Raw genomic sequence first — 15,453 nt, forward strand, 5'->3', positions numbered from 1 at the left:
GTTGAATCCGTTTTCCTTGATTTTGCCACAAAATTTAAATTACTAAATATTTATATAAAACTGATCTAATTTTTGCAAGCCAAAAAAATAGTAGTTCCGCTTTTAAACAATAAAATAAATGACGCTTTTCTGGTTTCTGTTTTTTTTAGGGACGTAGTTTATATAGCCGTATTCATTTAAATCCTTTATGCACCTGTGATACGTGGCAGGGCCGGTTATCTTTGCTATTTTCATAATTTCATGCCTGTAGGCTTTGATAGGGTTGATGTTGCCTTCATTTGCTCTGAATTGAAGCAGTGCCGCAAAAATTCCAATATGGGTAATGCTGATGCGCTGGTCTTTTTCTATTGATCTAAAGAATTCAGTTAAAGGGTTTAATTGTTCCATCACTGCTTTATTTTAGATTTTATTCCTTTTTGGACAGATTGTTTCGGCAATGCTGCTGCCTGGTTTTTTGATGTAGCTTTCTGGATTTTACGAAAATGCTGGTCATAGATATTAAATGATCTAAACTGAGGATTGGCCTCTATATAAATCTGATTTTCTCATCCATTTTTAATCAGCACAGCAGATACTCTGTCACCCTGCCTTAAAGCATTTTTCAGTTTCTCCATTTCATACTGGCTGGATATCTCTTTTAAAGGAATGGCCTTTAAAGTCTTTTCTAAATCATAAGCATATTCATTTCGAAATTCTTTTAAGTGATAACTGCCCGAAGCGTCTCTATCATTAAAGTCGAGCTGAAACCATGATTGGTTATGCTCTACAGAACGGCCTGACAATAAATTATAAGCTTCATTCACCTTAAAATTGTTTTCCAGCGCATTTTTAAAATAATATTCCCTGCTGTCTTCTGGTCTAGAATTATTCTGCAGGCTGCTTTTAAATCCATCAAGTTCAAAATGCCCTTCAGCATTTTTTGAAAAGGAAAGGGTATGAGTGATCTTTTCTTTTTCATTAAGGTAGTAGGATAGAGGAATGCTGAAATTTTCCTGTTCCTTGTCAATAAGATTTTTTAATTTTTCGGATAAATCAGGAAAGCCGATACGCTGCACTTCTTCGTTAAGCGAATTGAAGTTTCTTTCGTCTTTTTTTGCCTCACTGCGGAGTGAAAGCTGATTTTGCGTGCTGGTGATTATTTTCCTCAGAATGCGTGAAATGAGATTTGGGTACAATTGTTTTGACATCCTTTGGATCTCCATTTTAAGGATTCGAAGCGTATGCTGCTCCTCAATATTTTTTGAAGATCTGTATTTTGTTCTGATTCTCTCGAACTGGCGCAGTTTCTCAGCCAATAAAGATCTGTTTTCTGCCGGAGTAATTGAAAACAGCGTATTGAAACGCTCCTCTCTTGCTTTCCATTGGCTGAATTCCATTTCTACTCTATTTGTGGGAAACTGCGGGTTCATCATCTAAACTTTAATAATTTTAAAATCTCTAAACCGAATTAGACTGCTGTCTTCTTTTTTTTGGTTTGTTCGCCGAAGGGGTTTCACTGCTCTGTTCAGTGCTCTCAGACTGTTTTTTGCCAGATTGTTTTTCAGATGTTTTTTCTCCTTCTGATTTTTTCTCTTCCTTGCTTTCTCGATGATTGATGCGCTGGAGGTTTGCGTCATATACATTAAGAGTCTTAAACTGGGGATTTGCTTCCACGAACATTTTGCTTTCAACGCCGCTGACAACAAAAGTCACAGACTGAAGATTTCCTTTTTTAAGGGAGTTCATAAGGTCTTCCTTATACTGCGGCGTACTGAGTTCTTTTATGGAATGTTTCTCAAGACTGGCTTCCAGATCATAGCCGTAATTCTGATGGTAATGGTTAATCTTAAAATTTCCGGAATTGTCTGTTTGTTTAAAATCGAATTTTAACCAAGAATTGTAACTTTCTCCTTCTTTAGTTTTAAGATCTTTATTTACCGAACGGCCTTCCATTAAATTATAGGCTTCTTTGAGTGTAATGCTGGTTGCATCATTATTGATGTAAAAGGTCTGCTGCAGTCCCGGCTTGTTTTCTTCTTTCTGAAGATTCACATGATAGGAATTAAAAAAGTACATATCAGTCTGATCTGACTTCTTGAAGTTCAGCTCAACCGTTACGGTGTCTCTGTTTGGAACGCCATTGTTCATAATGCCGGTGTGCATGATTTTAAAATCCTTATCTCCTTTCAGGATGTTTTCTCTCAATTCAGCATCGAAAGTTTCTCCAAATCCAGTATATTTCAGCTGGTCTTTCAGGTAATTTAAATTATTCTCATTCATAATATTTGTATTTAAGTTGTTTTCTGGTAATTGCTTGTTTTCTCCTGACAGACGGACAAACTCCGTAAGATCAAGTTTCTGATTGCTGTACAGATCAATTCCGCTCTGCATGACTGTCTTTAAATCATTTATAAGCGAATCGATCGGCACGCTCTTAAAATAGTCGATATCATTAACCCCCACCAGACAATGGTCCTCTGCGCCCATTGATGTCCTGAAAAAAGCAATGTTATCGCAGTCAGCCGGCAGATTAACAGGGTGTGCCGCATAGCGATAGCCTAGTGAAGCCATTTCCTCTGCAAAGCTTAACAGCATTTCGGTTTCATTGATATTTATATTCATAAGCTGCTTTTTTAGTTTTTTAGGATGGTGCCAGGATTATGGCAGCGGGATTACTTTATCGGCCAGATTTTTTTTAACGTTGACTTCCAAATGCCTTCCGCCATTTTTTTCCAGCAGCTGGAGCGTTAAAAGCTTATTGTCTGGAATGGTAAATTTCTCCAGTGCAAAAACTTTTACTGCTTCAGACTTATCAGGAATCACCAAAGATGATGAAGTTGGATACAGCGGCTGAATCTCAATTTCCTGCGAAGCAGTTCGTTTTGATTTTCGCTGGTCTCTTATGAAAAAACGCAGCTGGTCAATATCGTAGCTGATTTTGGATTTATTCTCAATTACTACGCGCAGATACAGCACATCCTCATGTATAAAAATGCCATTGACCTGCAGTTTTATCTGAAACTTAGTTTTTTTTAACCCGCTGGTCTTTATTTTTTTTGATAATGCCAGTGAAGCAGACTGTTCTATTTTTTTCTGATTTTCGTTTACCAGGGTAAATAGCACTTCCTTACTTGCAGCTAAAGCATTTTCTGCATTTATATTTAGATCAGGGCAGTCTTCATTGTAGTTCAGTACAAATACATACAATTTTGCATCAGAGGTGACCACTGTCAGGTTAGTCTGGAAAAAATATTGTCTCGCCGCTTTTACAAGCAGAATATTCTCGACCCCTTTGGCTTTCTGCACCAGAACATCTGCACTGCCTTTATCGATGCTTTTAATCGGGTAGGGAAAAACGATGCTGGTAGTCTTCGAATAGCCGATCTGAAGATTTTTATAGTGGTCTTCATAAAAAACAGTTTCCCTGCTCTTTAGCTGGGGATGAGCCCAAACAGAAACCAGAAGCAGACTCATTAAAAACAAATAATTAATTCTTTTCATCTTATTCTATTTTATGGTTTTAAATCCTTTTGTTTTTCATCATATAACAGCACCTTGTATCCTGCTTTTACCACAACTTTTATAAGTTTTACCTTTTTGCTTATAAGACTTTTGGCCGCCTCAATGCCCATTCCCGCAGCCTGCGCTCCCCATGAATCGGTAACACCGGTAAGTCCGAGTGTCTGAATCGATCGGTCGGCAGATGCTTTGGCCACATCCCTGTTAATGGCACCCGGAATATATATGCCCTCAATACCGTCCATATCAAAGACCGAGAGCTGCACCGGGAAAATGGAACCATGATGCTGGAGGTTTTCTATCTTTATTTCAAGCCTTTCACCTTTCAATGCCGCCATGCCGTATAAAAAAGTGTTTTTCGGTATTGTTCTTCCCTGAAGCGTAATATCGGCAGTGAGCCTTAGTTTAATTACTGATCCATTTACAATGGTCTGTGTTTCGTGCACGGCAGCTTCAAGTGCATTCTGCTGATGATCGGGATTTAAATCCTCATCTGCCGTGAAAAAAGCGTTCAATTTAAAGGGCTCGGCAGGTATTTCATTTTCTTGGAGAGAAGTAATATTGTCCGCCGTTTTTTTAGGGACTGCGGAATAAACTTTTCCTTTTTTTTGTTCGGAATTCTGCTTTAAACGTTCCTGCACTCTTGAAGGATGCTGGATATCCAGAATATTTTCGAGCATGCCTCCGAGCTGCTGCAGTTCCGGGTCCGGCTGAGTTTCGCCCATTGCGGACATCATCTGTTCCAAGTTCTTAATCTGGGCGGATACTTCATTTGATGAGCCATAGTTTTCAAACTCCCTCATATCCTGGCCGTAATTTTTAACCGGTGCAGGCTGGCTGATGGTTTTCTGGAGCAGCTGCAGCTTTTCGTAGATTTTCTGCTCGTTTCTGTCCTGCGGGGCCACTGCATTCAAGCCGCTTCCTTTTTTTGAAAAACTCTGGGAGGCAAAATCCAGTTCCGGGAACTCCTTTAAAGATTCTTCAAGAACTTTTTGATTGGAATAGTTCGGATCTTTTTTAATCTGCTCCTGCAGTTTGATGGAATCTACAGCTGCCTGGTCATAGTAGCTCATTTTATCCAAAGAAGAATCTTCTTTGAAATTTGGAATCGGCAGTTTAAAATTAAATCCTTTCTTTATTTCATTTCCAGCCGCTGCGGCTTCCATTTTTCCTCCTCCAAGGGTGTAAAAAAGAATGGTGATAAAAGGAAGTGTTATGACTGGCAGAGCCAGAAGCATTTTTCGTTTTTTTGCTTCTTTAATTGATATCGTCTTTTGTTCCATGTCTTTATTTTTTAATCGATTATTTTAATTTTTACAGTCTGCCCTGAAATTTTTACCTGCTGGGCTTCCTTTCCTGAAAAGGCATTATAGAGGTTATAAAGTAGGTAGCCTGCTGACAGGAGAACAAATAAGCCGAGAAGAAAAATGAGCTTTTTCTTTGAACACCCTTCCGCCAGACTGCTCATTTTTTCAGCCCATTTCTTCTGTGCTGAGAGATAGTGCTTATTGTACTCAAAGGGAATTTCCCGTTTTTTGAACAGTGATTTCATGACCTGTCATTTTCGGTTTTCAACAGTTAAATCCCGGTTTTCAATCGTATTGAAACGTTCGATTAAAAAACCGTGCGGATTGTTGTCGCTTCTTGATACATTGCGCAGGCTTCCTTCGGTAATCAGGCTTCTTTTTAAAATGCTGGTGGTTCTGATAATGTTCTGCCGAGAGAAACATTTAAAGCGGTAGGGATAGTCCCTTGTATCAACAGTTACACTGTCAATCTGGATTGTCTGGCTTATATTTCCCGAAATAATCCCGGAATAAAAGCCGTTTTCTTTCAGGTCATCATAAATTCTTTTAGCGCTTTCGTCCGCCAGATATAGCGCTTTAGTGACATTGGTTTTAATGACCTTATCATCCGGGTCAAGGGTAAAGAAAAACTGGTGAAAAGTTTTAATATGATCCTTCGCTTCAACAGGCACATTATCCTTCCTGTCCGACGCATAGGCTTCCAGAGCTTTTCCTGCCGCCAGGATGTATATCTTATCCTGCATGCGGCTTACAGTCTGAAAACTTCTGCTTACAGTGTAGCAGCAGATTACAGCGCAGCATATAATAACAAGCATCGTAAATCCTCTGACATATTTAAATGCAGTGTCTATATTTTTCATTTTGGTGAACATGGGCTAATCATTTTAGTTTATTTTGAATTTCCTTTGAGTCTGTCGCTCATATAATTTCCTTTCTCCTCAAAATAAGGAGCAGAGGAGGAGGAGGCAGACATGCTCTGCGACATCCTTCCAGCGGCATTTCCCATTGAATCCAGAACCATTGCGGTTCCCTGTGATGTCTTGGAAACCGCTGAACTTGCTGAGGTGCTGAATAGGGTTGTGGTTTTCTGGGCCAGAGCCCCACCGCCTCCCGCATGGACTATGTAATTGGCAACCGAGGGCACAGTGAAATATCCTATAATGCCGATAATCATAAAAATCAGGTAAGACATATCGGTCCTGCTGAAAAAGGTATCTCCGGTAGCCTGCACTTGGGAAAGATCCAGTTTGAGCATAAGTTCCTGAATCTTGCCTATAATGCTGCCGAATATATTGGCAACCGGCAGCCACAGATAAATATTGATATATCTGGCCAGCCACACCGTAAGGGTATGCTGGAATCCGTCAAAGACCGCTATTCCGAAAACCAGCGGTCCCAGTATGGAGAGGACTACCAGCTGAAATGTTCTAAGAGTATCAATGCATAAGGCCGCGGCCTCGAAGAAAACTCTCAGTACCTCGCTCATCCATTCCTTGACTGAGTTTCTAAAACTGTAGGAAGCCTTTTCCATTGCAAATTTAATGTCATTACCAATTCCAGCCAGCATGCTCTCATCTGATGGGTCGGCTCCGTCATGGGTGTATTTATACCATTTATCTCTGTCTCCGGCGCCCGCCGCACCAACATACATTTTCCAGGGATCTGTTTCTTTAACTGCCTTTTCTTTTTCTTTTAATAATACTGCAACTGCATTGTTGGAGCCTGTGACCATAGCGGCAGTGGCCGTAACTGTAGGCTTCATAACCCCGTTGATAAGAGCAAGAACAGACGGGAAAATCATGATGCAGAATCCGATTACAAAGGGACGGAACAGCGGATAGAAATCAATCGGTTCGGCGCTTGCTATGTGCCTCCACACCCTGGAGGCGATATACCAGATTGTGCCGAATCCTGCGATTCCCTGCCCGACCGCTAGAAGATTGCTGCACAAAGGCATCATTTCATCGTAAAGCTGATCTAAAACGGAATGAAGGCTCTGCATATCATCGCCTAATCCCTGAGCTTTTGTCAAAAGAGGCAGCAGGAACAGAACTATAAAAGGAATGCTGCTTTTGTTTTTTAATGAAAGTTTCATATCCTTAATTTTTTAATTGCTGAAGGCTTTTAGAAGCAAGCACATCATTTTTTTCTTTTGCCCGCTGCAGCAGCAGTATGTTAGAAGTAGCATTAAAATCCCGCAGAAACACGAGTTTATCCTGCATCTCAAGAAAAATAGTATCAACCGCTTCAAGTCTTTCATCATCTGACATTCTCAGCTTGTCTGCTGTAACCACCATAGTAAGCTCATCAAGATTGCGAAGGCTCAGGTTCAGAAGATTGCCGTAAACGGATTCAAAGTACTTCAGCTCCTTTTCATTGAAGTTCCCGCTTTTTGAGAATCTGCTCAGTCCGTTCCTGCTTTCTTTTACCAGCAGGATCTGATAATTGATAATGTCTGTGACTTTTTTGTAATTTTTGACCATCGGGCTGACCTGCATCAGGGCGTCTAAAAAAGTTTTGTGAAGACTGAAGTTTCCCTGCGACATATCCTTAACGGTCTGGTATCCTCCAGAGAGCAGTTCATAGCCCTTTTTCATATCACTGAGGATCTTTTTGAACTGCGATAGTTTTTCAATGTTGAGGATCAGCTGCTGTATTTCTGCTGACTGGGCTCGGACTTTCCCTGGCATCATAGGCAGGCAGATAAGCAGTCCTAAAATCAATATCTTTTTCATTATTTTTAATTTATAATCCGTAAACAGCGCTTGTATTTTTAGAGTCCTTTTTTTCTGCTGCCTTGGATACAGACAGCATTCTTGCATCACTGCTGAAAGAAATGCAGAAATTGTAATCCTCCAGCATTGTTTCATGCAGCGCGTCAATACGTTCAATTCTCTGGTCGTCTTTAAGCTCTAGGCTGGCATCGGTAGTGACTGCCAGAAGCTGTTCCAGTGTGTCGCCGCAGTTCTGCAGCAGTCTTTCAAACGAACGCTCAATATAATCCAGCTCGCTGCCATGAAATAAGTCTGCTGTTTTTAAATCAGCTAAAGTCCTTTTACAGATTTTCATTATTTTAAACTGCAATGAAATAATTTCAGCGGTCTTATAATAGTTTCTGACTTTTGGATTTATTTTCAAAAGCGATGTAAAATAATCGCCATGCAGATTTACTTCGCCTTTTTTGGCATCACCGATAAAATTGAGTCCCTTCGAAACAGCGGAATATCCTTTTTTAGCATAGTCTATATACACCTGAAGCGCGGCAATCTGAAGCAGGAGTTCTTTTCTCTGCTTTGCCTGAGCCTGCATTCCCAGAGGGAAAATGATAAGCATCGAGAGTATAAAAAACAGTTTTTTCATGATGATTGTTTTTAAATTATGGAATTCCGTAAAATTGTTTTACTCTATTTACATCTGCTTCTGTTTTGGCTCGCTGCAGGCTCAGCAGTATGTTCTGCTGGTTAAACAGGGTAAGGTCATCGTAGTTGGAATCAATCTGGTCAGCGGCTTTATTGATAATTTCAAGTCTTTTCAGATCGCTCATCTGGGTTGTGAAGGATTCCAAGATCAAAAAGATCTGGTCAATATTCTTTACGCTTTCCTCCAGTATTCCGGTGTAGACACGCTCCATGTAAGTAATCTCACTTTCTTTAAAATGAGTGTCTCTTTTAAAAAGATTCCACGCTCTTTCATATTCTTCGACGAGCCTTGTCTGTTTTTTTGTAATTTCCTTTATCCTCTGGTAATAGGTGATAATGGATTTTACCTTCGCCAGCTCTTCATAATATCCTTTATAGAGATCTTCCTGTTTCTGCGTCCAGTCTGAGATTTCGTCCAGTTTTAATTTAGAGAGGACATTTTCGACCTGCTTCTGCGCGTTCTGAAGCCATATCGTTTTATTCTGCAGTTTCTGGATCCGCAGATCGATTGCCTTAATTACTTTTTTGGTTACCGCTTTTACTATTTCAAGAATGGGCAGTGCCGCAGTTTTTTCAGCAGGTCTGGCCGGAGTGCCGATAAGCAGCAGGCAGATCAGACAGGCCGTGATTTTTGTTTTCATATTTCCTTTTCATTAATTTCCATTTCGCATTTCCTGAGCCATAGCGGCAATTCCCTTTTTGATGTCGCCGCCGAACTTTTGAGCGAAGGCATTCATTTTCACTTTCTCGCTTTCCTCGGTTGTGTAGGCAAGATATTCCTCCAGCGACACCTCTGTCCTGTAAACCTTTGAAAGCATTCCTCCCAGAGAGATAAAAACCTCCTTGTATTTCTTTGCGGGATCATTGGCTTTATTTACCGACAGCACCAGTGCTTTTTCTTTGTCGGTAAGGCCGAGAAGTTCTTGTATCTGGTCAAATTTATTCTGGTACTTGCTCTGGTCCAGAAGGATCTTGCAGTCACTGTTGTTGATAATGGCATGTTTCACCACAGGTGAGGAAATAATATCTTCAACCTCCTGGGTGACTACTATGGCTTCTCCAAAGAATTTACGAACGGTCTTAAATAAATACCGTAAATATTCCGCCATCCCTTCCTTGGCAATAGCTTTCCAGGCCTCTTCAATTAAAATCATTTTTCGGATGCCTTTCAGCTTGCGCATCTTGTTGATAAAGACTTCCATGATGATTATGGTTACCACTGGAAAAAGAATCGGATGGTCCTTGATATTGTCAAGTTCAAATACTATAAATCTCTCCTTTAGAAAGTTTAGATTTTCGGTTGCATTCAACAGATAGTCAAACTCGCCTCCTTTATAGTAAGGACGAAGCACGTACAGAAAATTGTTTACATCAAAGTCTTTTTCTTTTACTTTGTCGCTTTCCAGAATGGAAACAAAATCATCTTTTAGAAACTCATAAAAGCTGTTAAAACATGGAAAGATGGCAGCATTAGATTCCATCTTTTCGTAATACAGCTGAAGTGCATTGGAAAGCGCCACATATTCGCTTCGGTTAAAAGTTTCATCATCTTTTTTCCAGAGTGCCAGCAGCAGGGTTTTAATGCTTTCTTTTTTCTCAGTATCCAGACTGTCACCCTCTGATATATAAAAAGGATTAAAACGGATAGGATTCTTTTCATCATAAGTAAAGTAGTATCCGTTGACCATATCGCAGAGCCCCTTGTAGCTGTGTCCGACATCCACCAGTACAATATGTGTTCCCTGTTCATAATAGCTTCTCACCATGTGATTGGTAAAAAATGACTTGCCGCTTCCCGAAGGCCCCAGAATGAATTTGTTTCTGTTGGTGCATATTCCCATTTTTACGGGCTCATCGCTGATATCCACGTGAACCGGTTTTCCCGTCAGACGGTCGCCGAGTCTTATGCCGCAGGGACTGAGCGATGATCTATAGCCGGTTTCCATATTCAGAAAGCAGATTGCCTGTTCAGTGAAGGTATCAAAAGTGTCATTCATGGGAAAGTCAGCTTCATTTCCCGGGATTCCCGCCCAGTAAATCTGCGGCGCACCGACAGTTTCCTGCTTAGCCGCCGCATCCATCTGGGCAAGGGCAGAGGATACTTTGTTTTTAATATCCTTAAGCTCTTCTTTATTGGTGCTCCAGCATAAGACATTAAAATGGGCCTTAACGGGTAGTCTCTGCTGGGAAACAGCTTCATTTAAAAAGTCATTCGCTGCATCCCTTGCGATCATATTTTCCCTGCTGTAGGCTGATAAAGACTGAAGCCTTAATCTTTTGCTTTCCAGCTTTTGGATTGTTTTCTGGGCATCTTCAATAAACAGGTACTGATTATAAATGTGGCTGCAGGATAAGAGCTGGCCGAGCGTGGAGGCAAAGCCGACACTGAACTTGGTTTTATCCGTCGAATAACGGTCAAAGTTAATTCTGGATCCGCATAACGCCGGCAGATCAGCCGCATCTCCCAGAGTGAAAAGCTGGCAGTGCTTGTCGCCGACTGATAAACCTTCATCAAATTTGATATCATTAAAAACAAATGAATCCTCCCTTTCAGATAAGAAACAGTATTTTTCGATCAGGCCAATTTTTCTGCTTTCGCTTTTAAGCGCCTCATTTTTCAGACGGGCAAGCTTAACAAACCCGCCGTCTTCCATAATTCTCTTAAACTGTCCGCAGTTATCTATGAAGTCCTCAAGAATCTGCTGATTTAGAACATCTTCGGGAACAATGGAGCTTCTGAGCAGATTAGAGAAAAGGGAGCTTGAATTCTTTCTTCCCTGCGGTTTCTTGGTCAGCATGATATAGCAGGAATGCTCTAAGAAAGGTCTCTCGTTGAAAAAACGCTCGCTGCTTCTGGTCAAAAAACTGCTGTCATCTCCCGAGAAATCAGCTTTATAGGCACTTTCTAAAAACCAGTCCTGTTTATGAAATACACAGAACTTTGGAAGAACTTTAATGGCCTTAATCCATGATTGGTGAAAAGCTTCATAATCCTGATCGGATAATGTAAAAATCTCCGGAAGCTCTGCTTTAAAAACTATTGTTGCATCTCCCTGTTTTGATAAAATGCAATTATGTTCCACTGCCATTATCGGCAGTATTTCCTCCATCTCCTTTTTCATCTTTAACGTATTTTACTTATTGTTTAACCCCTTGGCAATACTGCTGCGGGCATATGCTTCCTTTCGCCGTTTCCAGAATATGCAGTCCAAGCTTTGGATTCACGCAGTTGCGGAGAATCTGCCTTTTATTCTTGATTTTGAATTCCTTCAGGCTGAATCCTAGAGCTTTTTCAAGATCAGGAATCTGTGCATGCCTGATCTTTATCTCTGATAGCGTCTCAAGTGCAGGTATTTTAAAATTTGACCAGAACAAATGGCGATGTAGTACCGCATCGGGTTCAATCAGAGGTTTATAATACGGCTTGACATTTTCAACAGCCCAGCAGCATGAGGCATTATGTTTTAGAAACAGTATTTCCTGATAAAGCCTCATATCAGGGTAGACTGGGGCAGTGCCTCTGAATCTCACGCAGATATTCTGCCTGAAAGAGGAGTGCGACTGGCAGGGCGGAGAAGACCAGATAAAATCAAATTCGCGAAAATGATCTAAAAGATACTGATGCGCATCGGCAGCTATTACATTGTCATCTGGAAATCGCTGTGCATATATGGAAGCCAGCAAAGGATCCAGCTCAACAGCCGTCACTGATACATCTGTCCAGTTTTTCCTGTTGCCTCCAATTCCGGCATATAAGTTTAAGACTTTCATACATCATCATTCTGATTTAACGTTCCATGGCTATAACTTTGTAAATACAGCCCTGCTGTATGCCTTAATGCATTTTGGAATCTGTTTTGCAGCCAGTGCTTTCATCATGCCGTGCTCACCATACTTATTGCTCATCCTGTAAATCTTGAAGACAAGAAAACCGCCTGATGCGCCTATAAGACCAACGCATAACAGTGAAGGCACGCCGATTATATACAGGACGGCAAAGACAATCATAAGTGCAACTGCGCCTCCACCCAGATACCAGATATACTGCGCCTTCAGTCCTTTGAATTCTATGCTTTTGTTGATTCCCTTGTTGATCGGGTAAATACTATTGGCCATGGCTTATCATCGGCTAAACGCCGAAAAAAGATTTAATTACCGTAGCCACCACAACTAAAAAGACACAGCTTCCAAACCAGGCAGCAGCAACCTTTCCTGTATCAGGATCCCCAGCATTCCACTTTTGATATACCTTGACAGCGCCGATAAGGCCGAGTATGGCACCTACCGCATACATAAGCTCGGTGCCTGCATCAAAATAACTTCTCACTTTTTGGTTGGCTTCATTGATTCCCGCCACACCGTCTTGTGCGTATCCCGTGCCATTAATCAGCAGCAATAAAAGAATTGAAGTGGCCTGCACTTTATTCTTTTTCCAAAAACACTTTAATTTCCAGCTACATTTTTCCATCATACATCATTTTTAAAGTTATTTCGTTATTTAAAAGCAGAGGAATACCGCCGTTACAGCTCTATTTCCTTGTCACATAAAGCCATACCGCACCAGAGAGAACGGGGGTAATTCCTCTGCTGGATTTTAGAATACTGTCCCTTCCCAGAGACTGTCTGCCTCGCTTAAAGTCAAATGCAGAGCAGGGTATTTTTCAGATTCGGAAACAATCAGTTTATTGATGCTTTCTCTAAGTGAAGAAATCTTTACATAGGGATATTCTTCGAGAAGCATTCTTAGGTAGTTTTGAAACTGTTCTTTTGATAGGTTCTTTTCAGCACTTTCAGCTGCAGCCTGCTGTATGCGGGATGAAAGCTGTTCTGCATCATCTAAAGTGTCAAATGATTCTGAGAAGGAATCCGAAATGGATTTTGCTTCCCTTGTATTTTGAATATTGTTTTTGAAAGAGGGGAGTTTTAGTTTCTTTTCCCCTGAGAAGATTTTTTGTAAATCTCCGCTGTAAAATTTAAGTGCTATAAATATATACCAGATTATTATCAGTATACCTATGAAAGCTAGATAGCTGCTCCATGAAACATTTGTAAACATAGTTTTCCATTTTATCGTTCAACATTTTATTCCCTATGTAAATCAGTATCAAATTTGATATGATTTATTCTACGGGTCAAAGGAACAATAGCGATGAAGATCTTACAAGTCCAGCTTTTTGCTGGACCCGTGCTGTACCTCATTGTACCCCCAGTAAAAGCAGGAGAAAAAAAATGAAAAAAAAATAAAGTTTTCCAATTCAGTAAAGACTCGTACTTATAAAGGCTTTTCCATAACTTCGCTTTCATTAAAGAATTTAGATAGTAATCATAATTTCATAATAATTAATTTTTAAAAAGGATATGAAACAGCTAAATGATATAATTGACTTTTATTTGACCCATGATTCAAATTATGCCGTAATGATTACAGGGGACTGGGGAATTGGAAAGACTTATTATTTTAGAAATACACTTGCACAAAAAATTGAGCAGATACCAACATTTGCAAATGCAGCAAAAAAATACAAACCAGTAATTATTTCATTATTTGGATTGTCTACAATAGAAGAAATTCAGACAGAAATATTTTTGTCAATTTATCCCCTTTTAAAAAACAAATCCGTAAAGCTGGGAGCCAGTATAGGTAAGGCCCTGATAAAGGGAGTTCTGAAACTTCATGGTTTAGATGAGTATGGTAAGATTTTTTCAGATGTTGAAACCAATAAAAATGACTGGATTAATTTTAATGAAATTGTAGTCTGTTTTGATGATTTTGAAAGATTAAGCGGAAAACTAAGTATTGATGAATTGATAGGCTTCATAAATTCTCTGGTTGAGACTGAGAGTATAAAGGTTATAATATTAGCAAATGAAGATAAAATAGTGCCTAAGAATTATTTTACGCTGAAAGAAAAAATAGTTGGAAACAGTATTGAGTTTATTCAGGATATCAGTTCAGCTTTTGACAGCTTGATTAAGGATAAATTTTCTGGATTCCCGAAATACTTAAAATTTCTGGAAGAGCACAAAAAATTTATCATAGAAACATTTTGTAAACAGTCAAATAATCTGCGGGTTTTAATTTTTATACTAACCTATTTTCAAACAATTTTTTCCAGTTATGAAAACCAGCTTTCTTCGGCTGATATTCTTAGGAAACACGAAAAAGAGATTATGCCTCGGCTGATCAAGTTTGCAATATTTACCGGATTATTGTACAAGATGGGCGAAATAAGTTTTAAAAAAAGAGATAAGATCGAAGAAGTATTTTTTATTAAACGCAGCGATCAGTATTGGAATAATGCGGATTCAGACGGTAATAAAGGAAAAGACAGGAGAGATAAGGTTGAGAAAGTTATGGATAAAATTTATAAAAATGATTTGTATGTTTTTTTTCCTTCGATTTACGATTTTTTAACTGGTGGCACTGTATTTAATCCCGACGGTCTGATTTTTGAACTTAAAACGTATCTTCATGTCCACGATAATGATATTTCGCCTGCCTATGATGTGTTAAGTAAATTAAATTATCCTAAAGTTTTTGTTCTTAACGACAGTGATTACAAATTCTACACTAAACAAATGCTGGATTATGCCAAAAAAGGGGACTACAGTCTTGAAGAATGCCTTGTGATTTTTTCTTTTTCGGTACGTTTTAATAATCCTTTAAACCTGGATTTTGATAGTCTGGAATCTGGAATAATAAAAGGTTTAAAAAAAGGTGCGCACAGTTTTTCTTATGCGCCGTCCCTTTCTTATAATCTGGCAGTTGATAGTTCCTCTCCTCATAAAACACATTTAATTAATATAAGGAATGCTGCAGTAGTAATTAACGAAAAATTAGGTATAGCTTTAGATAATAGGAAGTTTAAAGAAGTAGAAAACTTGTATAAGAAAGATTTTGAGAAGTTTTATTCACAGATGTCGGACAAAAATGTTCCAATATCTCGGGAAGCAGTTCTCAAAACATTTAATGTGCGCGAATTTTACAATTTCTTCCTAAAATCAAACGGTGATGTAAAATGGAAAATTATCAATATGCTTAAAGAGAGATATCCGGTATATCCTTCTTCTGTTTTGAAGCCTGAAATAAGTTTTTTAGAAGAATTATTATCAAAAGCGGATAAAAAAGCCAGGTCTTTATCCGCAAAAGGAATCTCTCTATTTTTGTATAATGAATTTTCTGATGTGCTTAAGGAGGCCGTAACGAGAATAAGGGAAGAAAATTGATG

The 15,453-nt window shown here is 39.3% G+C and carries 17 protein-coding genes; 1 reads left to right on the forward strand and 16 read right to left on the reverse strand.

The genetic code is table 11. The features are described 5' to 3' along the window. Nucleotides 1-102: 102 nt before the first annotated feature. The 16 genes from OZP09_RS21040 to OZP09_RS21115 form a co-directional block, all read right to left on the reverse strand. The gene (locus OZP09_RS21040; protein ID WP_281309948.1) at nucleotides 103-387 is read right to left on the reverse strand and encodes a hypothetical protein; all 285 of its coding nucleotides are present in this window, start codon (nucleotides 385-387) and stop codon (nucleotides 103-105) included. Nucleotides 388-545: 158 nt separating this feature from the next. Then, nucleotides 546-1,376 (reverse strand): hypothetical protein, encoded by an 831-nt coding sequence (locus OZP09_RS21045; RefSeq protein ID WP_281309949.1) that lies wholly within the window; start codon nucleotides 1,374-1,376, stop codon nucleotides 546-548. A 61-nt stretch (nucleotides 1,377-1,437) separates the two neighbouring features. Continuing rightward, nucleotides 1,438-2,601 carry a hypothetical protein gene (locus tag OZP09_RS21050; protein ID WP_281309950.1) on the reverse strand — a complete coding sequence of 388 codons (1,164 nt, stop codon included), beginning with the start codon at nucleotides 2,599-2,601 and terminating at the stop codon, nucleotides 1,438-1,440. A 36-nt stretch (nucleotides 2,602-2,637) separates the two neighbouring features. Next, on the reverse strand, nucleotides 2,638-3,480 hold the full coding sequence (gene traN, locus OZP09_RS21055) for a conjugative transposon protein TraN (protein WP_281309951.1): 843 nt from the start codon (nucleotides 3,478-3,480) through the stop codon (nucleotides 2,638-2,640). A gap of 11 nt (nucleotides 3,481-3,491) precedes the next feature. Further along, nucleotides 3,492-4,781 (reverse strand): conjugative transposon protein TraM, encoded by a 1,290-nt coding sequence (gene traM / locus OZP09_RS21060; RefSeq protein WP_281309952.1) that lies wholly within the window; start codon nucleotides 4,779-4,781, stop codon nucleotides 3,492-3,494. Between the two features lie 11 nt (nucleotides 4,782-4,792). Further along, nucleotides 4,793-5,050 (reverse strand): hypothetical protein, encoded by a 258-nt coding sequence (locus OZP09_RS21065; protein ID WP_269235586.1) that lies wholly within the window; start codon nucleotides 5,048-5,050, stop codon nucleotides 4,793-4,795. 6 nt (nucleotides 5,051-5,056) lie between these two features. Beyond that, the gene (traK, locus tag OZP09_RS21070; protein ID WP_281309953.1) at nucleotides 5,057-5,665 is read right to left on the reverse strand and encodes a conjugative transposon protein TraK; all 609 of its coding nucleotides are present in this window, start codon (nucleotides 5,663-5,665) and stop codon (nucleotides 5,057-5,059) included. A gap of 29 nt (nucleotides 5,666-5,694) precedes the next feature. Further along, entirely contained in the window at nucleotides 5,695-6,900 is a 1,206-nt protein-coding gene (gene traJ, locus OZP09_RS21075; RefSeq protein WP_269235588.1) for a conjugative transposon protein TraJ, read from the reverse strand. A gap of 4 nt (nucleotides 6,901-6,904) precedes the next feature. Beyond that, on the reverse strand, nucleotides 6,905-7,540 hold the full coding sequence (locus OZP09_RS21080) for a TerB family tellurite resistance protein (protein ID WP_269235589.1): 636 nt from the start codon (nucleotides 7,538-7,540) through the stop codon (nucleotides 6,905-6,907). A 10-nt stretch (nucleotides 7,541-7,550) separates the two neighbouring features. Further along, nucleotides 7,551-8,165, reverse strand: a complete 615-nt coding sequence (locus OZP09_RS21085) for a hypothetical protein (RefSeq protein ID WP_269235590.1) — start codon at nucleotides 8,163-8,165, stop codon at nucleotides 7,551-7,553. 16 nt (nucleotides 8,166-8,181) lie between these two features. Then, entirely contained in the window at nucleotides 8,182-8,865 is a 684-nt protein-coding gene (locus OZP09_RS21090; RefSeq protein WP_269235591.1) for a conjugal transfer protein TraI, read from the reverse strand. Nucleotides 8,866-8,877: 12 nt separating this feature from the next. Continuing rightward, nucleotides 8,878-11,346, reverse strand: a complete 2,469-nt coding sequence (locus tag OZP09_RS21095) for a TraG family conjugative transposon ATPase (RefSeq protein ID WP_281309954.1) — start codon at nucleotides 11,344-11,346, stop codon at nucleotides 8,878-8,880. 16 nt (nucleotides 11,347-11,362) lie between these two features. After that, nucleotides 11,363-11,995: a DNA cytosine methyltransferase gene (locus OZP09_RS21100; protein WP_269235592.1), complete on the reverse strand. Its 633-nt coding sequence runs from the start codon at nucleotides 11,993-11,995 to the stop codon at nucleotides 11,363-11,365. A gap of 30 nt (nucleotides 11,996-12,025) precedes the next feature. Beyond that, a complete protein-coding gene (locus tag OZP09_RS21105) occupies nucleotides 12,026-12,340 on the reverse strand; it encodes a DUF4133 domain-containing protein (protein ID WP_269235593.1) in 315 nt (104 codons plus the stop codon). A gap of 13 nt (nucleotides 12,341-12,353) precedes the next feature. Next, on the reverse strand, nucleotides 12,354-12,692 hold the full coding sequence (locus tag OZP09_RS21110; protein ID WP_269237934.1) for a DUF4134 domain-containing protein: 339 nt from the start codon (nucleotides 12,690-12,692) through the stop codon (nucleotides 12,354-12,356). A 126-nt stretch (nucleotides 12,693-12,818) separates the two neighbouring features. After that, the gene (locus OZP09_RS21115) at nucleotides 12,819-13,280 is read right to left on the reverse strand and encodes a hypothetical protein (RefSeq protein ID WP_269235594.1); all 462 of its coding nucleotides are present in this window, start codon (nucleotides 13,278-13,280) and stop codon (nucleotides 12,819-12,821) included. Between the two features lie 302 nt (nucleotides 13,281-13,582). Between OZP09_RS21115 and OZP09_RS21120 the strand changes: the two genes are divergently transcribed. Then, the gene (locus OZP09_RS21120) at nucleotides 13,583-15,451 is read left to right on the forward strand and encodes a P-loop NTPase fold protein (RefSeq protein WP_281309955.1); all 1,869 of its coding nucleotides are present in this window, start codon (nucleotides 13,583-13,585) and stop codon (nucleotides 15,449-15,451) included. Nucleotides 15,452-15,453 lie beyond the last annotated feature (2 nt).

It is taken from the genome of Flavobacterium flavigenum (assembly GCF_027111255.2).
In the GTDB taxonomy this organism is placed as follows: domain Bacteria; phylum Bacteroidota; class Bacteroidia; order Flavobacteriales; family Flavobacteriaceae; genus Flavobacterium; species Flavobacterium flavigenum.